We start from the raw sequence: 18,717 nt of genomic DNA, 5'->3' as shown, positions 1-18,717 counted from the left end.
GCAAGTCAAGAAACGTCGAAGAAGCGATTGATACATTGTGCGACAGCCTGCGCGCCCGTCTCGTCATTCAAATGCAGGTGATGGCCGCCCGGCAGACGGGTGGCGATGAAGGGCAAGGCTTCCAGCAGCTCATGGCGAGTGGCGAGAATGCCGGCCTCAGCGACGATCAGGCGGGTTGGACAGGCCACCTGGCTGACGTAGGCCAGTGCCTGCTCGTCGGTCAGTCGGGCCGCCGACGGCAGGGTCAGCCGCGGATCATGGCGCCAGCTGTAGCCACCGTGAACCGCCGCCAGGCCGCGCCGAGCCAACAGTTCGGCGGCTTCGCGACTGACCGCGACTACGCCCTTCCTGCGCGCCTCGACTGCCCGGTCCATCTCGGCGTAGACACGCTTGCGTCGGTTCGGCAGGGCCAATTGCGCCTGCAGTGCTTCGCCCAGGCGTCGAGCCGCGCCCTCCGGGGAGGCGGTAGGCGGCACCAGACCGTCGATCAGCACCAGACGTTCTATACGCTCGGGCAGTGCGGCGGCGAACATCATCGAAATGATCGCGCCCAGCGAATGCCCCATCAGCGCAAAGCGTTGCCAGCCCAACTGCTCGGCCACTTGCAGTACATCATGGGCATAGTCCCACAGCGCGTAGCCGGCACCGGCCGGGCGGTGTTCGGAATAACCGTGACCGGCCAGATCCAGGGCGACGATACGCAGCCCCGGCAGCAACGGCGCCAGACGGGCAAAGCTGTTGGCGTTGTCCAGCCAGCCGTGCAGGGCGACCACCGGCATCCCGTCGGGCGGTCCGTACAGTTGCGCGGCCAGTTCGATGTGCGGCAGGCGCAGGCGAATTTCTTCAATCGGGTCGTTCATCAGTGCTCGGGCTCTGCTGTCTTGCCCACCACCGTCCGACGCTGCCAGTTGCTGATGATGCCTTTGATCAGGTCGGCGGTTTGCTGCGGGCGCTCCAGGGGAAACATGTGTCCACCCGGCAGGGTATGGTGCTCGGCGTTGGCCAGGCGGCGCACGGCGCTGGCATGGTGACGCATGATGACATCGCTGTGGCTGCCCTGCACCATGGCCAACGGCACTGCCAACTGGCGAATGCGCCCGGGGTTCACATGGGGCACGCTGCGGTAGATGCTGATTTCCGTGGCCGGATCGAAGCATAGCTGGAACGTCTCGCCCACCGCCCGCAAACCGTGCTGGAGATAGGCTTCGAAGCAGTCTGGATCGAAGGCGCGAAACAGGCGCTTGCTGGCAAAATAACCACGAGCCGAGTCAAGGTCGGAGAACTCCTGACGCCGCCCGAGGGTGCGCCCGGCCGGCGTGATGCGATCGATGAAACCCAGGCGCTTGGCCGCGCGGATCATCAGGCGATCGGCCAGGGTCAGCACCGGCGAGTCGAGCATCACTACGCCCCGGTAGTACTGCGGGCACCGCAAAGCGGCGTGCAGATGCAACAAGCCCCCCAGGGAGTGCCCGATGCCCCAGACCGGCGCTGGTGCGAGGGCCAGATGGTGGAGCAACTCGGCCACCAGGCTGTGCCAATTGTCATCCACGGGAAAGCGCGGGTCATGGGCATGCTGTGGCAGGCGTTCGACACTGAACTCGGGCTCGAGGGCGGCGAACAACTTGCCATAGGTGCCCGACGGAAATCCGTTGGCGTGAGCAAAAAAGATCGGTTGGGACATGCTCTGCACTCCTTGCATCGACAGGCAACGAGTGTTCCCTCGACAGGTCGCTGATTGTCGGCAAGACCCTGGTTGCCGGCAATGACTGGATCGGCCATCCAAGGGGCCTTTACTGCCATGCCTTGGCCGATCAGGCGTGATGGATCTGGCCCAATGTCATCAGCCCGGCCAGTGGCCACTCACCCTGCAAGCGCACCAGGCTGGCGGTGTCCATCGGTTGCGGCTGGCGATAGTGCCCGTGCTGCAACAGGCCGATCAGAGCGCCCACCAGCGGCTGGTGACTGACCAGCAGCAGGTGCTCCCAGGACATGCCCTCCAGTTGCGTGATGACGTCAGTGGGTTCGCAGTCCGGGGTCAACCAGGGCACGGTGAGCACGTTGGGCTCGAAACCCAGGGTTTGGCGTACCAGTGCCGCCGTCTGCTGAGCACGCAGGTAAGGGCTGGCCAGGATCGCTTGCAACGGCTGGGTGGCCAGGTGAGCGGCGCTGCGCAAAACTTCTTCGCGACCACGGTCGGTCAGCTCGCGAGCCGCATCACTGGACGCGCGATTTTGTGCCTGGCCGTGGCGCAGCACCCAGAGGTTCACAGTTTCGGCTCTTCGTCACGCACCGGATGGGCCGCAGGCGCCACCTTGTGGGGGGCTTCGCCGTCTGGCTGACGGGGCTGTGGCCAATCGGCGAACGGCCAGGGCTTGGAATCGCTGTGGAAGGTGCCAAAGCGGCCGATCTGCGCCAGGTACGCGCTCAGGCTGTCGCCAAAATTCATCAGGCCGGCGTTGGGCGCCCCGTAGATCAGGCGATAGATCAACTGCACCACCACCAGTGCGCCGAGCAGAAACTGCGCCACCTGCCATACCAGCAGGAACACCAGCATCCACAGGATGCGCAGTGCAATGGACTCGTGCCGAGGCTCCAAGGGTGATTCATTCATGTCCTGCTCCTTTGCCACTGGGATGAATCGGTTGAAAAAACGGGTTTCAGGAAATGAAGTCGACGTCGGTCTTGGGCTCGGCGCGCATCAGCAACTCGATCACCTGGGCCAGCGTACGGCCCTCGAACAGGATCGCATGCAGGCCCATCACCAGCGGCATGTACACCTGCAGCTCCTGGGCCTTGGCCCTGAGCACCTTGAGGGTGTTCACACCCTCGGCCACTTCCCCCAGGCGTGTCACCGCTTCGTCCAGGCTCAGCCCTTGGCCCAGGGCGTGACCGACCTGGTAGTTGCGGCTTTTGGGCGAGGAACAGGTGACGATCAGATCGCCGACGCCCGCCAGCCCCATGAAGGTCATGGGGCTGGCGCCTTGACTGACCGCAAAGCGAGTCATTTCCGCCAGCGCCCGAGTGATCAGCATACTCTTGGTGTTCTCGCCCATGCCCAGCGCCACGGCCATGCCGGCAATGATCGCGTAGACGTTCTTCAGCGCCCCGGCCAGCTCGACCCCGTAGCGATCGCTGCTGGCATACACCCTGAAGGTACGCCCATGGAGCGCGTCCTGCACGCGCTGGCAGAGGACCTCGTCCTCACTGGCAACCACCGTGGCGGTCAGCGCATGCTCGGCGATTTCCCGAGCCAGATTGGGGCCGGACAACACGCCGATACGCGCACCCGGCGCCACTTCTTCGATGATTTCGCTCATGAGCTTGAAGGTCTGCGCCTCGATGCCCTTGGTCAGGCTGACCAGCAGTTTCCCGCTCAGGCGCTCGGCGTGGGGCGCGAGTACCGAGCGCAGCGCGCTGGAGGGCAAGGCGACGAACACCAGTTCGCAGGCCGCGAGGGTGTCGGCCAGCTCGGTGACCGGTTCCACCGCAGCGTGTACCTTGATGCCCTTGAGATAGCGGGGATTCTCGCGGTGCGTACGAATGGCCTCGGCCTGAGCGGGGTCGCGCATCCATTGCAGCACCCGTTGCCCATTGTCGGCCAGCAGGTTGGCCACGGCGGTGCCGAAGCTGCCGCCTCCCAGAACTGCCACCGGCTGCTGTTCAGTCATATCCTGTCCGTCATGATGCGCAAATGGCGTTGCCGGGCATTATACGGCCCCGCGTTGCCGCGACCAGCGCCGATTGCCCGTGACTCATCCTGTGATTGACCGCGATCAACTGTAAATGTCGCGAGAGTCGGTTAACATAGGCGGCCGAACCCGTGCTGCACTTGAAGCCCCTGAAGGCCGCCCATGCCGTTACGCCTGAGTTGGGACATCCATACCCGCACCCAGATCCTCTGCCTGGGCCCAGCCCTGCTGCTGAGCCTGCTGCTGATCTTTTTCTTCACGTTCGTCCGCATCCAGGACCTGCGCGAGGAGCTCAACCGCACCGGCCACCTGATCGCCGGGCAGTTGGCGCCGGCCGCCGAGTATGGCGTGCTGATGCACAACACCGAAGTGCTGGAAAGCCTGATGCGTGCCACGCTGGCCACGCCTCACGTGCGCTTTCTCGAGATCCAGGACCGCAGCGACCATATTCTGATGTACCTCGAACAACCCGATCAGCCCCCAATGTCCAAGCAACAGATCGAAGTGTTCCAGGCCAGCATCCGCCTGCAGGCGGCGCGGCGCAACGAAGAGCTGTTGCACCGGATCGGCGTCACCGCGACGGGCCCCCGAGACGACTATCTGGGGCGGGTCACGGTGGGCATGTCGGATGACGCCTTCAACCAGCGCCAGCAGGAAATCCTCATCAAGGCGGCCGTGCTGGCGTTGTTTGCGCTGCTCTTCACCTTCCTCCTGGCAAGGCGCCTGTCCCGTAGTCTGTCGCGCCCGATCAGCGCCATGGGCCAAGCCGTCAAGGCCATCCAGCAGGGCGATTTCGAGGCGCCGCTGCCTATCGTCGACGACTCCGAGCTGGGCAACCTCGCGCGCCACATCAACAACCTCGCCACGGGCCTGGACCAGGCCGGACGCGAGCAGCGCCTGGCCATGCAGGAGCTGATCCAGACCCGCGAGCAGGCCGAACGCGCCAACAGTGCCAAGTCGGACTTTCTGGCAATGATGAGCCATGAGTTGCGCACCCCCATGAACGGCGTGCTGGGCATGCTGCAACTGCTCGAAACCACGCAGATGACCCACGAACAACGGGAGTACGCGGCGCTTGCCAGCGAGTCCACCGAGCATCTGCTCAAGGTCATCAATGACATCCTCGATTTCTCCCGCATCGAACAGGCCGCTCTGGAACTGGAACATATCGCCTTCAATCTCGGGGACATGCTCGACAGTTGCGTCCAGTCCTTCCATCACAGCGCCCGCCAGCGCGACCTGCAACTGAGCCTGCGCAAGCCGGTGAGCGTCGACGACCTGTGGGTCGAGGGCGATCCGACGCGCATTCGCCAGGTGCTGGTCAATCTGGTTGGCAACGCGCTGAAGTTCACCGAAACCGGCAGCGTCGAGATCGAAGCCAACTGGCATGAGCTGGATCACCAGTTGATCTGGCTGACTTGCTCGGTGCGCGACAGCGGCATCGGTATCAGTGCCGATCGCCTGGAGTTGATGTTCGTCGCCTTCCAGCAGGCCGATAACTCTATTTCCCGTCGCTATGGCGGCACCGGACTGGGCCTGCCCATTGCCCGCACCTTGGCCGAGCGCATGGGCGGCACGCTGCGGGCCCAGAGCGAAGAAGGCATCGGCTCTCGATTCACGCTGGAACTGCCCTTGGCCCTGTGCCTGCAAAAGGCCCCGGCCCCGCTTGCCGGAATCGCCCCGAGCCAGGAGGGTCATGGCTTGCACGTACTGCTGGTGGAGGATAACCCGGTGAACCAGACCGTGATCGAGGCCATGCTACGCAGCTTGGGCTTCGGCGTGCAGGTGGTGGGTGACGGCGCACTGGCCATCAGCGAGGCCAGCACTCGCTCCTTTGACGCGATCCTGATGGACTGCCGGCTGCCGATCATCGACGGCTATGAAGCTTCCCGCCAGATCCGCCTGCAACCGGAGCGCGAAAGCCTGCCGATCATTGCCCTGACCGCCAACGCCTTGCACGGTGACCGGGAAGCCTGTCTGGCGGCCGGGATGAACGATTACCTGGCCAAGCCGTTCAAGCGGGCAGACCTGCAAAAGGTCCTGGCACGGTGGCTGGCCTTTTGAGCCGACGCCCTGTTCCAGGGCCTTCCAGCCTTTCAGGCCGGCGACAAGATCGTCACCGTTAGCGGCATAACTGGCGGCGAACGATAAAATGCGGCAATCTTCACCTTTGGATCTGGCCCGGAAGACGGTCGGATAATAAATTTCAGTGCACAGGTGTACATCTTCGTCCCTGGCGCTGTGACTTTCACCACAACGCAATAGTCTATGAGTAGGCTGCCGGCCAGGACGATACGTCCTGGTGCGGTCAGCACGACTTGCCCCCTGCCACACAGGGACTATTGAGGAGCTCGCATGACCAAACAACACGCCTTTACCCGGGAAGATCTGCTGCGCTGCAGTCGCGGTGAGCTGTTCGGCCCTGGTAACGCGCAACTGCCCGCCCCCAACATGCTGATGGTCGATCGCATCACGCACATCAGCGAAGAAGGCGGCAAGTACGGCAAAGGTGAATTGGTCGCCGAGCTGGATATCACCCCGGACCTGTGGTTTTTCGCTTGCCACTTCGAAGGCGACCCGGTGATGCCCGGTTGCCTGGGCCTGGATGCCATGTGGCAGCTGGTCGGTTTTTTCCTGGGCTGGCAGGACCTGCCAGGCCGTGGCCGGGCGCTGGGTTCCGGTGAAGTGAAATTCTTTGGCCAGGTTCTCCCGACCGCGAAGAAAGTCACCTATAACATCCATATCAAGCGCGTCCTCAAAGGCAAGCTGAACCTGGCCATCGCCGATGGCTCGGTCAGTGTCGACGGCCGCGAGATCTACACCGCTGACGCCCTCCGGGTCGGCGTGTTCACTTCCACTGAAAATTTCTAAGGGTATTCGCATGCGCCGCGTCGTTATCACTGGTCTGGGCATTGTTTCCTGCTTGGGCAATGACAAAGACACCGTTTCCGCAAACCTGCGTGCAAGCCGCCCTGGCATCCGTTTCAACCCGGAATATGCCGAAATGGGTTTGCGCAGCCATGTTTCCGGTTCCATCGACCTCAACCTCGAAGAGCTGATCGACCGCAAGGTGTTCCGCTTCGTTGGCCATGCTGCCGCCTACGCCTACCTGGCGATGCAGGACGCGATCAAGGATTCGGGCCTGACCGAAGACCAGGTGTCCAACCCGCGCACCGGCCTGGTGGCCGGTTCCGGTGGTGCTTCGACGCTCAACCAGATGGAAGCGCTGGACATCCTGCGCGAGAAAGGCGTCAAGCGCGTCGGTCCGTACCGCGTGACCCGCACCATGAGCAGCACCGTGTCCGCTTGCCTGGCCACCCCTTTCAAGATCAAGGGCCTGAACTACTCCATCGCTTCGGCCTGCGCCACCAGTGCCCACTGCATCGGCACGGCCATGGAACAGATCCAGATGGGCAAGCAGGACATCGTCTTCGCCGGCGGCGGCGAAGAAGAACACTGGAGCCAGTCGTTCCTGTTCGACGCCATGGGCGCACTGTCCACCCAATACAACGAAACCCCGGAAAAGGCCTCCCGCGCCTACGACGCCAAGCGTGACGGTTTCGTTATCGCCGGCGGTGGCGGCATGGTGGTGGTCGAGGAGCTGGAACACGCTCTGGCCCGTGGCGCGAAAATCTACGCCGAAGTGGTCGGCTACGGCGCAACGTCGGACGGTTACGACATGGTCGCGCCAAGCGGCGAAGGCGCCATCCGCTGCATGCAGATGGCCATGTCCACCGTGGACACCCCGATCGACTACCTCAACACTCACGGCACCTCAACGCCAGTAGGCGACGTGGCCGAAATCAAGGGCGTGCGCGAACTGTTCGGCGACAAGGCCCCGGCCATCAGCTCGACCAAGAGCCTGTCCGGTCACTCGCTGGGTGCTGCCGGCGTGCACGAAGCCATCTACTGCATGCTGATGATGGAAGGCAAGTTCATTGCCGGCTCCGCCAACATCGATGAGCTGGACCCGGCTGTGGCCGACATGCCGATCCAGACCAAGACTGTCGAAAATGTCGAGCTCAATACCGTCATGAGCAACAGCTTCGGCTTTGGTGGCACCAATGCCACGCTGGTGTTGAAGCGCTGGCAGGGCAAGTAAGCCTTTCGGCTTGACCGCAATGCCCCTGATCGAAAGATCAGGGGCTTTTTTGTGAGCACCCGCCGATGGAACGTCCCCCACTGGCCAAGGCTCTAACCTGTCAGGATCTCCCCGCCCCGCTGCAAGGAATTGCTGATGACCATTGACGTCAAGACTGAATCACTCGAAGGCTTTCGCCACAGCATCCAGATCGATAACCACCTGCTGTTCGCCGACCTGCCGCAAAGCCTGGGCGGTGCCGACTCGGCGCCCTCCCCTCACGATTATTTCGACGCTGCCCTGGGCGCCTGTAAAGCCTTGACCCTCAAGCTGTACGCGCAGAAAAAAGGCATCCCGCTGACCGGTGTACAGGTCAAGGTCACCCGAGACAACGCAGGAGAACCCACCGGCAAGTACGTGCTCAACGTCAGCCTGACCCTGGAAGGCGACCTGACCCATGCCCAGCGCAAGGAACTGGACCGCATTGCCGACCATTGCCCGGTGCACAAATTGATGACCACGGCCGAGGTCAGCATCGAGACGACATTGGTCGATAACCAGCAGTAAGAGCGTTTATGCTGTCGGGCATCCCGTCTGCGATCAGGCCGCCCCCATGCCTTTGCCCCTCCTCATCCGCCCCAAGACCGAAGACGTCGAAGGCCAGCCTATCCTGCGTCCACTGCCGTCGGCCAAGTGCCGCAGCGTAGGGCCCTTCGTGTTCTTCGACCACATGCTGCCCACCGCCTATGCCCCTGGCGAAGGCATCGATATTCGCCAGCATCCCCATATCGGTCTGTCGACCCTGACCTACCTGTTCGAAGGGCAACTGCTGCACAAGGACAGCCTGGGGTCCGAGCAAGTGGTCAGCGCAGGCGAAGTCAGCTGGATGACCGCCGGCAGCGCCATCGCCCACATCGAGCGCACGCCCGAGCCCCTCCGTCAGAGCGGTTCACGGGTTCACGGCCTGCAGGTCTGGCTGGCTTCGCCGCAAGCCGACGAGCAGGGCCCGGGGCACTACAGCTATCATCCGGCCGAGCAACTGCCGGTGTCCGAATCCCTGGGCGTGCAGATCCGCCTGATCGCCGGCAGTGGGTTCTGCCTGAAGTCCCCCGTTCCGGTGCTCTCTGGCACGCTGTACGCCGAGATCCACATGCAGGCGGGAGCAACCCTGTCGATTCCCGCAGAACACCCGCAGAGGGCCTTGTACGTCATCGACGGGAATTGCGAACTGGACGGCGATGAGGTGCCTGCCGCCAGCCTGGTGGTGCTGCCTGAAGGCGAGGTCTACACGCTGCGTGCGCTGAGCGATTGCCATGCCATGGTGATCGGAGGCAAGGCGCTGGATGGACCACGGCGGATGCGCTGGAACTGGGTGGCCAGCGATGTGACGTTGCTCGATGCGGCCCAGCAGCGCTGGGAATCCGGGGATTGGCCGGTGGTGCCAGGAGAGATCGGACGAATCGAGTGGCCGTGATGCACGTGCCGTGAACCACCACCGCCGTGGCCATCGCGACCAAGGTCGCGATGGCCGTTCGCGCTATCAGTCCTTGAACACTTCCACCAACAAGTCGTACATGTTCTTGAACGCCCGATCCGAGACCTTCTGGTTGAACATCTGCACGCCAGGGTTGTTGGCTTCCGGGTCGGTAAACGAGTGGTAGGCACCGCCGAAGGAAGTCAGCTGCCAATCGACCTTGGCGTTGTTCATTTCTTCGATGAAGGCCGGCAGTTGCTCTTTGGGCACCAGCGGGTCGGCTTCGCCGTGCAGCACCAGCACCGAGCCATCGATCTTGGTCGCGCTCGGGTTTGGCGTGTCCAGGGTACCGTGGAACGATACGGCAGCCTTGAGCGGGACACCGGTACGGGCCAGTTCCAGCGCGCAGCAACCGCCGAAGCAGAAGCCGAAAGCAGCCAGCTTGCTGGTATCAACGGCAGCAACGGTCTGGATCTTGAGCTGTTCAAGACCGGCGTTCATGCGCTTGAGCAGCAACGCACGGTCATTTTTCATCGGCATCATCGCCGCGCCGGCCTGGTCACCGTTGGCGGGACGTACGGCCTGGCCGTACAGGTCCACCAGCAGCACGACATAACCTTGAGCGGCCACGGCGTGAGCAATGCGCTCGGCACCTTCACTGACACCCATCCAGTTGGGCGCCATGATCAGGCCGGGACGAGCCGACACGATGTCGCCGTCATGGAACAGGCGGCTTTCAAAGGCCTGCCCGTCGATTTGATAGACCAGCGATTGCGCTTGTGGATTGCTCATGGATTACTCCCCAATTAAAAGACACCAACGAGAAATGCAAAAAGCCCGCCGAGGCGGGCCTTTTGTTCAACTGCTTAAACGGACAACTCGACCAGCAACTTGTTCAGGCGCCGGACGTAGGCCGCCGGGTCCTTGAGGCTGTCGCCAGCTGCCAGCGCCGCCTGGTCGAAGAGGATGTGCGAGAAGTCGGTGAAACGATCTTCGCTCTGCTCGTGATCCAGCTTCTCGATCAGCGGGTGGCTGGGGTTGAATTCGAAGATCGGCTTGGAATCCGGCACCTTCTGCCCGCTGGCTTCGAGGATCTGGCGCATCTGCAAGCCCAGGTCCTGTTCGCCAATGGCCAGAATGGCCGGCGAGTCGGTCAGACGGTGCGAAACACGCACTTCGCTGACGCTGTCGCCCAAAGCTGCTTTCAAGCGCTCGACCAGGCCTTCCTTGTCCTTGGCCACTTCTTCCTGGGCCTTCTTGTCCTCGTCGGAGTCCAGTTTGCCCAGGTCCAGGTCGCCACGGGCGACATCGACAAAGCTCTTGGAATCGAACTCGGTCAGGTAGCTCATCAGCCACTCGTCGATGCGATCGGTGAGCAGCAGCACTTCGATGCCTTTCTTGCGGAACACTTCCAGGTGCGGGCTGTTCTTGACCTGCGCATAGGACTCGCCGGTCAGGAAGTAGACCTTGTCCTGGCCTTCCTTGACCCGGGACAGGTAGTCGGCCAAGCCGACACTCTGCTCGCCGCTGTCGTCGCTGGTAGAAGCAAAGCGCAGCAGGCCGGCAATCTTCTCCTTGTTGGCGAAGTCTTCGGCCGGGCCTTCCTTCAGCACCTGGCCGAAGTTCTTCCAGAAGCCCTTGTATTGCTCCGGCTCGTTCTTCGCCAGTTTTTCCAGCATGTCCAGCACGCGCTTGGTCAGCGCCGACTTCATGGAGTCGATGATCGGGTCTTTCTGCAAAATCTCGCGCGACACGTTCAGGGAGAGGTCGTTTGAGTCCACCACACCCTTGATGAAGCGCAGGTACAGCGGCAGGAACGACTCGGCCTGGTCCATGACGAACACGCGCTGCACGTAAAGCTTCAGGCCGCGTGGTGCTTCGCGCTGGTACAGGTCGAACGGCGCACGGGCGGGCACATACAGCAGCGAGCTGTACTCCAGCTTGCCTTCGACCTTGTTGTGGCTCCAGCTCAGCGGGTTCTCGTAGTCGTGACCGATGTGCTTGTAGAATTCCTGATATTCCTCGTCCTTGATCTCGGTACGCGGACGGGTCCACAGCGCGCTGGCACGGTTGACGGTTTCCCATTCAACGGCAGGCTTGTCTTCGCCTTCAGCCGCTTCGGCTTCCTTGGGCAGCTCGATGGGCAGAGCGATGTGATCGGAGTACTTCTTGATGATGTTGCGCAGGCGATAGCCGTCGGCAAACTCGTCTTCACCGGACTTGAGGTGCAGAACAATACGGGTGCCGCGCTCGGCCTTGTCAGTATTGGCGACTTCAAACTCGCCCTCGCCCTTGGACGACCAGTGCACGCCTTCGCTGGCGGCGGTGCCGGCACGGCGGCTGAACACTTCGACCTGGTCGGCAACGATGAACGCCGAGTAGAAGCCAACGCCGAACTGGCCGATCAGGTGCGAATCTTTCTTTTGGTCGCCGCTGAGGTTTTTCATGAAGTCGGCGGTGCCGGACTTGGCGATGGTGCCAAGGTGGGCGATCACTTCTTCACGGTTCATGCCGATGCCGTTGTCTTCGAGGGTGACGGTTTTCGCGTCCTTGTCGAAGCTCACACGGATTTTCAGCTCGGCGCCGCCTTCCAGCAACTCAGGCTTGGACAGCGCTTCAAAACGCAGCTTGTCCACGGCGTCGGAAGCGTTGGAGATCAATTCGCGAAGGAAGATTTCCTTGTTGGAATACAGCGAATGGATCATGAGGTGCAGCAGCTGCTTTACCTCGGTCTGGAAGCCCAGGGTTTCCTTTTGAGTTTCCACACTCATGGTCATCAAACTCCAATCAGATGGCAGAAGCCGCGCAGCCGAAAAGCTTTGCGGCGGGATGACAAGCAGATGGGGGTGGATGAGGGGATTTCAAGGGTGGCGAGGGCCTTTTCAGATCGGACATCTCGTACGCACTTCGCCGTCTTGCCGAACCTCAATAGTCGGAACTAATGCTATTCGGCTACGCTCCAACAGCGCGTAACAGACTATAAATAAGGAGAAACACCCATGCGCACTACTCTCGCCACTGCCCTCATGCTGACCGCTGCCCTTGGCCTTGCCGCCTGCGACAAAAAATCCGAAGACAAGCAACAGGATGCCCAGGCCCACGCCGAGCAGGCCCAGAAGAAAATGGACCAGGCTCAGGACAAAGTGAACGATGCCAACAAGGAAAATGCCAAGGCTCAGGACGACGCCAACCAGGCGGCTGCCGCTCGCGCCAAAGAAGGCACCGATGCTGCCACTCCAGGCTCGACCATGACGGCTCCGGCGCCTGCGCCAGAGACTCAGGCGCCTGCCAAGAACTGAGGTTCTTGCTGGCATAAAAAAACCCGACCGTGAGGTCGGGTTTTTTGTGTCTGGCTTCAGGCCTTTATGCCGCCGCCGTCTCAGGCTTGCCCAACACCCGATCCATCACCACCGCAATCAACAACATCGCCACGCTCGGCACCAGCCACGCCAGCCCCTGACTGCTCAACGGCAGGTGATCCAGCGACGCCGGCAGCCACTCACCCAGCCCCGCGCCCTTGAGCGCATCGACCATGCCGAACAGCAACGACACTGCCATGACCGGCGCGACGATACGCGCCTGCGAGTGCCACAACGACTTGCAGAAGCTCAGGGCCACCAGCGCGATACACGGCGGGTAGATCGCGGTCAGCACCGGGATGGAGAAGTGAATCAGCTTGGTCAGGCCCAGGTTGGAAACCACCAGCGAGAACACCGCCAGCAGCAGCACCAGGGTCTTGTAGGACAATGGCAACACGCGGCTGAAGTATTCGGCGCAAGCGCAGGTCAGGCCGACGGCGGTGACCAGGCAGGCCAGCGAGATCAACACCGCGAGGAAGCCGCTGCCCAGGGAGCCGAAGGTGTGCTGGACATAGGCGTGCAGCACTTCAGCGCCGTTGGTGGCGCTCGCCGCCACGGCATGGCTGCCCGCGCCGAGGCGGAACAGGCTGACGTAGACCAGCGCCAACCCGACCCCGGCGATCAGGCCGGCAATGATCGCGTAGCGAGTGATCAGCACCGGCGACTCGACGCCACGGGAGCGGATGGCATTGACGATGACGATACCGAAGACCAGCGCCCCGAGGGTATCCATGGTCAAGTAGCCGTTGACGAAGCCTTGGGAGAACGGCGCGGCCACGTACTCGGGCGTGGCCGAACCGATGTCGCCGGCAGGCAGCATGAAGGCCGCAATGCCGAGCGCGGCCAGGGCAATGATCTTCAGGGGTGCCAGGAAGCGGCCGACCGTGTCGAGCAACTTGCCGGGGTACAGCGAGACAATGAACACCATCACGAAGTACACCGCGCTGTAGAGGAACAAGGCCAGCGGGCTGTCACCGGTCAACGGCGCCAGGCCCACTTCGAACGACACCGTGGCCGTACGCGGGGTGGCGAACAAGGGGCCCACGGCCAGATAGCACACCGCCGCCAGCACACCGCCGGCGACTTTGCCGATGGGGCTGCTCAGGGCGTCCATGGCGCCACCGACGCGGGCCAGGGCCACCACCGTGATCACCGGCAGGCCGACCGCCGTGATCAGGAAGCCCAGCGCGGCCATCCACACGTGGGGCCCCGCCTGCAGGCCGACGATGGGCGGGAAGATGATGTTCCCCGCGCCTACGAAGAGCGCAAAGGTCATGAAACCCAATGCCAGGATGTCCTGGCCTTTCAACACTTTCATCAGAAGGAAACCACACGTTCAAATCGTAATTTAGAGAGGATTTCCCGAGGGGTGAGGGAAATGTCACCGGCCTTGATGGAGGCAGGCCTTCGACGCGCGTCGGCCCTTTGTGAGGGCGGCGAACGCAAAGCGGCGCCAGAGTAACGAAATAGGCGACGAAACGCACCTTTTCAGGGCTGTCAGCCGATGGAACGCACCGATATCAGACAAATCTTGCTTGTCCGTGAGCCCGCAATTTGGGAAACGTCCGACAGACAATAAACAGACTGGGCACGCAAAATATCGTCACTTGCCAAGAAAGAGAAAAAGACGCCATGTCAGATTTGATCCCCACGCCGGTACTCTGCACCCGACGCCTGATCCTCGAGCCGCTGTGCGTCGCCGACGCCGACCGCTACCAGGCGTTGTTCAATGATTGGGAAGTCGTGCGCTACCTCACCCACCTGGTCCCCTGGCCCTACCCCGAGGGTGAAGCCTTGCGTCACATTCGCGAGGATGCGTTGCCCGCCATGGCCGATGGGGAGGAATGGCACTGGACCTTGCGCCTGCGTGCCAACCCCGAGCTCATGATCGGGGTGATCTGCGTGATGGATGAGCCCGACAATCAACGCGGCTTCTGGATTGCCCCGCCCTGGCAGGGCCAGGGCCTGATGAGCGAGGCATGCGCGGTGGTCACCCGTTTCTGGTTCGAAACCCTTGGGCAACCGAGCCTGCGCGTGGCCAAGGCCGCGGTCAACGAAGCCTCTCGGCGCCTGAGCACCCGTGAGGGCATGCGCATGGTCGACAGCCGGCCTGATGAGTTTGTCTGCGGGCAGTTGGTGGAAGAGATCTGGGAGATGACGCGCGAGGAGTGGCGACTACGCAACCGATAGAGAGCGTTACCACCATCGCGGGCTCCTACGGCGGGTGCAGGAGTCCGCGATGCGGTCGGACGACATTGCGCATATCGCTGAAACAACAAAGGCCGCCCGAAGGCAGCCTTTGCTTTACCACTCAATCAAGCCAGGCTCAGGCCTTCTTGATTTCCCAGCCGGTCAACTCGGCCAGGGCCTTGCCGATGTCGGCCAGCGAACGCACGGTTTTAACGCCGGCGTCTTGCAGGGCGGCGAACTTCTCGTCGGCCGTACCCTTGCCGCCAGAGATGATCGCGCCCGCGTGGCCCATGCGCTTGCCTGGAGGGGCAGTCACACCGGCGATGTAGGACACCACCGGCTTGGTCACGTTGGCCTTGATGTAGGCAGCCGCTTCTTCTTCAGCCGAACCGCCGATCTCGCCGATCATCACGATCGCCTCGGTCTTCGGGTCCTCCTGGAACAGCTTCAGGATGTCGATGAAGTTGGAGCCCGGGATCGGGTCGCCGCCGATGCCGACGCAGGTCGACTGGCCGAAACCGGCGTCGGTGGTCTGCTTCACGGCTTCGTAAGTCAGGGTGCCGGAACGGGACACGATACCGACCTTGCCTGGCAAGTGAATGTGACCGGGCATGATGCCGATCTTGCATTCGCCTGGGGTGATCACGCCAGGGCAGTTCGGCCCGATCAGGCGTACGCCCAGCTCGTCGCACTTCACTTTCGCGTCCAGCATGTCCAGGGTCGGAATGCCTTCAGTGATGCAGATGATCAGCTTGATGCCGCCGAATGCTGCTTCCAGGATCGAGTCCTTGCAAAAGGGAGCCGGAACGTAGATCACCGACGCGGTGGCACCGGTCTGCTCGACTGCTTCACGAACGGTGTTGAACACCGGCAGGTTCAGGTGCGTGGTGCCGCCCTTGCCCGGAGTGACGCCGCCGACCATCTTGGTGCCGTAGGCGATGGCTTGTTCGGAGTGGAAGGTACCTTGCGAGCCGGTGAAGCCCTGGCAGATGACCTTGGTGTCTTTATTGATCAGGACGCTCATTACTTGCCCTCCGCAGCTTTAACGACTTGTTGAGCAGCGTCGGTCAGGCTGGTGGCCGCGATGATGTTCAGACCGCTTTCTGCCAGTACTTTGGCGCCCAGGTCAGCGTTGTTGCCTTCAAGGCGCACAACCACCGGGATTTTCACGCCGACTTCTTTCACGGCGCCAATGATGCCTTCGGCAATCATGTCGCAACGAACGATGCCGCCGAAGATGTTGACCAGCACGGCCGCGACATTGCTGTCGGACAGAATGATCTTGAACGCTTCGGTCACGCGCTCCTTGGTGGCACCACCGCCCACGTCGAGGAAGTTGGCTGGCTTGCCACCATGCAGGTTGACGATGTCCATGGTACCCATGGCCAGACCGGCACCATTGACCATGCAGCCGATGTTGCCCTCAAGGGCCACGTAGTTCAGTTCGAACTTGGCCGCATGGGCTTCGCGCGCATCGTCCTGGGACGGGTCGTGGAAGGTCTTCAGCTTGGGCTGACGGTACATGGCGTTGGCGTCGATGTTGATCTTCGCGTCCAGGCAGTGCAGGTCGCCGTCCGCCTTGATCACCAGCGGGTTGACTTCCAGCAGGGCCAGGTCATGGTCCTTGAACAGCTTGGCCAGGCCGACGAAGATTTTCGCAAACTGAGCCACTTGCTTGCCTTCAAGACCCAGTTGGAAAGCCAGGTCACGGCCCTGGAATGGCTGAGCGCCAACCAGTGGGTCGATGGTTGCTTTCAGAATCTTTTCAGGAGTGTCGTGAGCGATCTTCTCGATGTCCACGCCACCTTCGGTGGAGGCCATGAACACGATACGGCGGCTCGAACGGTCAACGACGGCGCCCAGGTACAGCTCTTTGGCGATGTCGGTGCACGATTCAACCAGGATCTTGGTGACAGGCTGACCGTTGGCGTCAGTCTGGTAAGTCACCAGACGCTTGCCCAGCCACTGTTGGGCGAAGGCCTTGGCGTCTTCCTTGGAGCGGACCAGCTTGACGCCGCCGGCTTTACCGCGACCACCCGCGTGAACCTGAGCCTTGACGACCCATTCGGTGCCGCCGATCTTGTCGCAGGCTGCTGCAGCTTCTTCCGGGGTGTCGACTGCGAAACCCTGGGAAACTGGCAGGCCGTATTCAGCAAACAGCTGCTTACCCTGATACTCGTGAAGATTCATGCTTTTTACCGTCTTCGTTAGGTACTGCGCTTTCGGCGCTGCTCTCGGCTGCCTGGGCAGGGAGGGCCGCACCACCTGTGACTGCTGATCGCGCTTGCAGTGCGAGCCTTGACCAAGGCCACACCGTGCTGCACGAGGTTGAGTCCGGCGCTCGTTCCGCGGCAGGCGTGTGGCTGCGACGGGCGGAGTGCCGTGGTTTCTTATTGTTTGCTTAACGCTTCTTGCGATTGGCAATGTGAATGGCGCCGCCATTCACGGCCAGCGCTGCTTCGTGCAACGCTTCGGACAGGGTCGGGTGGGAGAAAACCATCATCCCGAGGTCTTCGGCGCTGGTGCCGAATTCCATACCGATTGCGCCCTGTTGAACCAATTCTGCAGCGCTCGGGCCGATCACGTGAACACCTAGTACGCGGTCGGTCTTGGCGTCGGCGATGACCTTGACGAAGCCGCCGGTGTCGTTGGCCGCCATGGCACGGCCGCTGGCAGCGAACGGGAAGGTGCCGACGTTGACTTCAACGCCTTCGGCCTTCAGGGTCTGTTCGGTCTTGCCGACCCACGCGATTTCCGGGTGAGTGTAGATCACGGACGGGATCAGGTCGTAGTTCATCTGGGTCTTGTGACCCTTGATGCGCTCGACCACCATGACGCCCTCTTCCGAGGCCTTGTGCGCCAGCATGGCGCCACGCACCACGTCACCGATGGCGTAGACGCCTGGCACGCTGGTGCTGCAATAGTCGTCGACGAAGATGAAACCACGCTCGTCCAGATCCACGCCACTGTCGGCGGCCAGCAACTCGGTGGTCACCGGACGACGGCCGACCGCAACGATCAGCTTGTCGAAGGTGATGGTCTTCTCGCCTTCGGCGTCAGTGTAGGTAACCACGACTTCTTCACCGTTGACCTTGGAACCGGTCACGCGAGCGCCCAGGGCGATCTTCAGACCTTGTTTGGTCAGGGTCTTGTAGGCTTCCTTGGACACGGCTTCGTCGGCCGCCGGGAGGAATTTCTCCAAGGCCTCGAGGACCGTCACTTCAGCCCCCAGACGCGACCATACCGAACCCAGTTCCAGGCCGATGACGCCGGCGCCGATCACGCCAAGACGCTTGGGCACGGCCTGAAATTCCAGGGCGCCGGTGGAGTCGACGATGACGTTCTGGTCCACTGGAGCCGGAGGAATGTCGATCGGACGCGAGCCCGAGGCGAGGATCACGTGGTCGGCTTCAACCACTTCAACCGAGCCGTCGGGACCGGTGACTTCGACTTTCTTGCCGGCCAGCAGCTTGCCGTGGCCTTGCAGGGTGGTCACGCCGTTGGCCTTGAACAGGGTCGAGACGCCGGAGGTCAGGTTCTTGACGATGTTCGACTTGCGACCCACCATGGCCGGCACGTCCATCTGCACGCCGCTGTGGCTGATGCCGTGAATGGCGAAACCGTCTTGTGCTTCGTGGAACTTCCAGGAGCTGTCCAGCAGCGCCTTGGAAGGAATGCAACCGACGTTCAGGCAGGTACCGCCCAGCGCCAGCTTGCCTTCCTTGTCCAGGTATTTTTCGACACAGGCGGTCTTCAGGCCCAGTTGGGCAGCCTTGATGGCCGCGACATAGCCGCCAGGGCCTGCACCGATCACTACCACGTCAAATTTTTGCGACATAACAAAGGTTCCCTATTAGCTTCGAGCTTCGAGCCGTTAGCGGCGAGGGCAAGCGGCAGGCGCTCGGTGAGAGCCTGCCGCTTGCC

Annotated in this window: 18 protein-coding genes; 7 read left to right on the top strand and 11 right to left on the bottom strand. The window is 62.1% G+C overall.

Annotated features, from left to right (window positions below; all coding sequences use genetic code 11):
- Positions 1–5 precede the first annotated feature (5 nt).
- From HB675_RS08175 to HB675_RS08155, 5 genes are all read right to left on the bottom strand, one after another.
- Positions 6–860, bottom strand: coding sequence for an alpha/beta hydrolase (locus tag HB675_RS08175; protein ID WP_213877518.1), 855 nt, complete (start codon positions 858–860; stop codon positions 6–8).
- Entirely contained in the window at positions 860–1,681 is an 822-nt protein-coding gene (locus HB675_RS08170) for an alpha/beta hydrolase (RefSeq protein WP_213877516.1), read from the bottom strand. Before HB675_RS08170 ends, HB675_RS08175 begins: the two co-directional genes overlap by 1 nt.
- Before the next feature lie 130 nt (positions 1,682–1,811).
- Positions 1,812–2,267: a phosphohistidine phosphatase SixA gene (gene sixA, locus HB675_RS08165; RefSeq protein ID WP_213877514.1), complete on the bottom strand. Its 456-nt coding sequence runs from the start codon at positions 2,265–2,267 to the stop codon at positions 1,812–1,814.
- Positions 2,264–2,611, bottom strand: a complete 348-nt coding sequence (locus HB675_RS08160; RefSeq protein WP_213877512.1) for a DUF4389 domain-containing protein — start codon at positions 2,609–2,611, stop codon at positions 2,264–2,266. Before HB675_RS08160 ends, sixA begins: the two co-directional genes overlap by 4 nt.
- Positions 2,612–2,657: 46 nt before the next feature.
- Positions 2,658–3,668 (bottom strand): NAD(P)H-dependent glycerol-3-phosphate dehydrogenase, encoded by a 1,011-nt coding sequence (locus HB675_RS08155; protein ID WP_213877510.1) that lies wholly within the window; start codon positions 3,666–3,668, stop codon positions 2,658–2,660.
- 183 nt (positions 3,669–3,851) lie between these two features.
- On the opposite strand from HB675_RS08155, the gene HB675_RS08150 reads away from it, so the two are divergent.
- The 5 genes from HB675_RS08150 (at position 3,852) to HB675_RS08130 (ending at position 9,244) form a co-directional block, all read left to right on the top strand.
- Positions 3,852–5,753: an ATP-binding protein gene (locus HB675_RS08150; RefSeq protein ID WP_213877508.1), complete on the top strand. Its 1,902-nt coding sequence runs from the start codon at positions 3,852–3,854 to the stop codon at positions 5,751–5,753.
- Between the two features lie 291 nt (positions 5,754–6,044).
- Complete coding sequence (gene fabA, locus HB675_RS08145; RefSeq protein ID WP_213877506.1) at positions 6,045–6,560, top strand: 3-hydroxyacyl-[acyl-carrier-protein] dehydratase FabA; 516 nt, start codon at positions 6,045–6,047, stop codon at positions 6,558–6,560.
- Positions 6,561–6,570: 10 nt separating this feature from the next.
- A complete protein-coding gene (fabB, locus tag HB675_RS08140; protein WP_213877504.1) occupies positions 6,571–7,791 on the top strand; it encodes a beta-ketoacyl-ACP synthase I in 1,221 nt (406 codons plus the stop codon).
- Between the two features lie 135 nt (positions 7,792–7,926).
- Entirely contained in the window at positions 7,927–8,337 is a 411-nt protein-coding gene (locus HB675_RS08135; RefSeq protein WP_213877503.1) for an OsmC family protein, read from the top strand.
- A 46-nt stretch (positions 8,338–8,383) separates the two neighbouring features.
- Positions 8,384–9,244, top strand: coding sequence for a pirin family protein (locus tag HB675_RS08130; RefSeq protein ID WP_213877501.1), 861 nt, complete (start codon positions 8,384–8,386; stop codon positions 9,242–9,244).
- A 66-nt stretch (positions 9,245–9,310) separates the two neighbouring features.
- On the opposite strand, the gene HB675_RS08125 is transcribed toward HB675_RS08130, so the two are convergent.
- A complete protein-coding gene (locus HB675_RS08125) occupies positions 9,311–10,036 on the bottom strand; it encodes a dienelactone hydrolase family protein (protein ID WP_213877499.1) in 726 nt (241 codons plus the stop codon).
- A gap of 74 nt (positions 10,037–10,110) precedes the next feature.
- Positions 10,111–12,015, bottom strand: a complete 1,905-nt coding sequence (gene htpG, locus HB675_RS08120) for a molecular chaperone HtpG (protein WP_213877497.1) — start codon at positions 12,013–12,015, stop codon at positions 10,111–10,113.
- A gap of 228 nt (positions 12,016–12,243) precedes the next feature.
- Here htpG and HB675_RS08115 point away from each other — a divergent pair, with 228 nt between their 5' ends.
- Entirely contained in the window at positions 12,244–12,543 is a 300-nt protein-coding gene (locus HB675_RS08115) for a hypothetical protein (RefSeq protein WP_213877495.1), read from the top strand.
- A gap of 64 nt (positions 12,544–12,607) precedes the next feature.
- On the opposite strand, the gene brnQ is transcribed toward HB675_RS08115, so the two are convergent.
- A complete protein-coding gene (brnQ, locus tag HB675_RS08110; protein ID WP_213877493.1) occupies positions 12,608–13,921 on the bottom strand; it encodes a branched-chain amino acid transport system II carrier protein in 1,314 nt (437 codons plus the stop codon).
- Between the two features lie 314 nt (positions 13,922–14,235).
- Here brnQ and HB675_RS08105 point away from each other — a divergent pair, with 314 nt between their 5' ends.
- A complete protein-coding gene (locus HB675_RS08105) occupies positions 14,236–14,793 on the top strand; it encodes a GNAT family N-acetyltransferase (protein ID WP_213877491.1) in 558 nt (185 codons plus the stop codon).
- A 136-nt stretch (positions 14,794–14,929) separates the two neighbouring features.
- Here HB675_RS08105 and sucD read toward each other — a convergent pair whose 3' ends face one another.
- The 3 genes from sucD to lpdA all read right to left on the bottom strand — a co-directional run bounded on the left by sucD (position 14,930) and on the right by lpdA (position 18,631).
- Complete coding sequence (sucD, locus tag HB675_RS08100) at positions 14,930–15,817, bottom strand: succinate--CoA ligase subunit alpha (protein ID WP_213877489.1); 888 nt, start codon at positions 15,815–15,817, stop codon at positions 14,930–14,932.
- A complete protein-coding gene (gene sucC / locus HB675_RS08095; protein WP_213877487.1) occupies positions 15,817–16,983 on the bottom strand; it encodes an ADP-forming succinate--CoA ligase subunit beta in 1,167 nt (388 codons plus the stop codon). The genes sucD and sucC overlap by 1 nt, the downstream gene beginning before the upstream one ends.
- A 211-nt stretch (positions 16,984–17,194) precedes the next feature.
- Positions 17,195–18,631: a dihydrolipoyl dehydrogenase gene (lpdA, locus tag HB675_RS08090; protein ID WP_213877485.1), complete on the bottom strand. Its 1,437-nt coding sequence runs from the start codon at positions 18,629–18,631 to the stop codon at positions 17,195–17,197.
- Positions 18,632–18,717 lie beyond the last annotated feature (86 nt).

It is taken from the genome of Pseudomonas sp. dw_358, from assembly GCF_018449655.1.
In the GTDB taxonomy this organism is placed as follows: domain Bacteria; phylum Pseudomonadota; class Gammaproteobacteria; order Pseudomonadales; family Pseudomonadaceae; genus Aquipseudomonas.
This window is presented reverse-complemented; position numbering and strand designations above follow the sequence as displayed.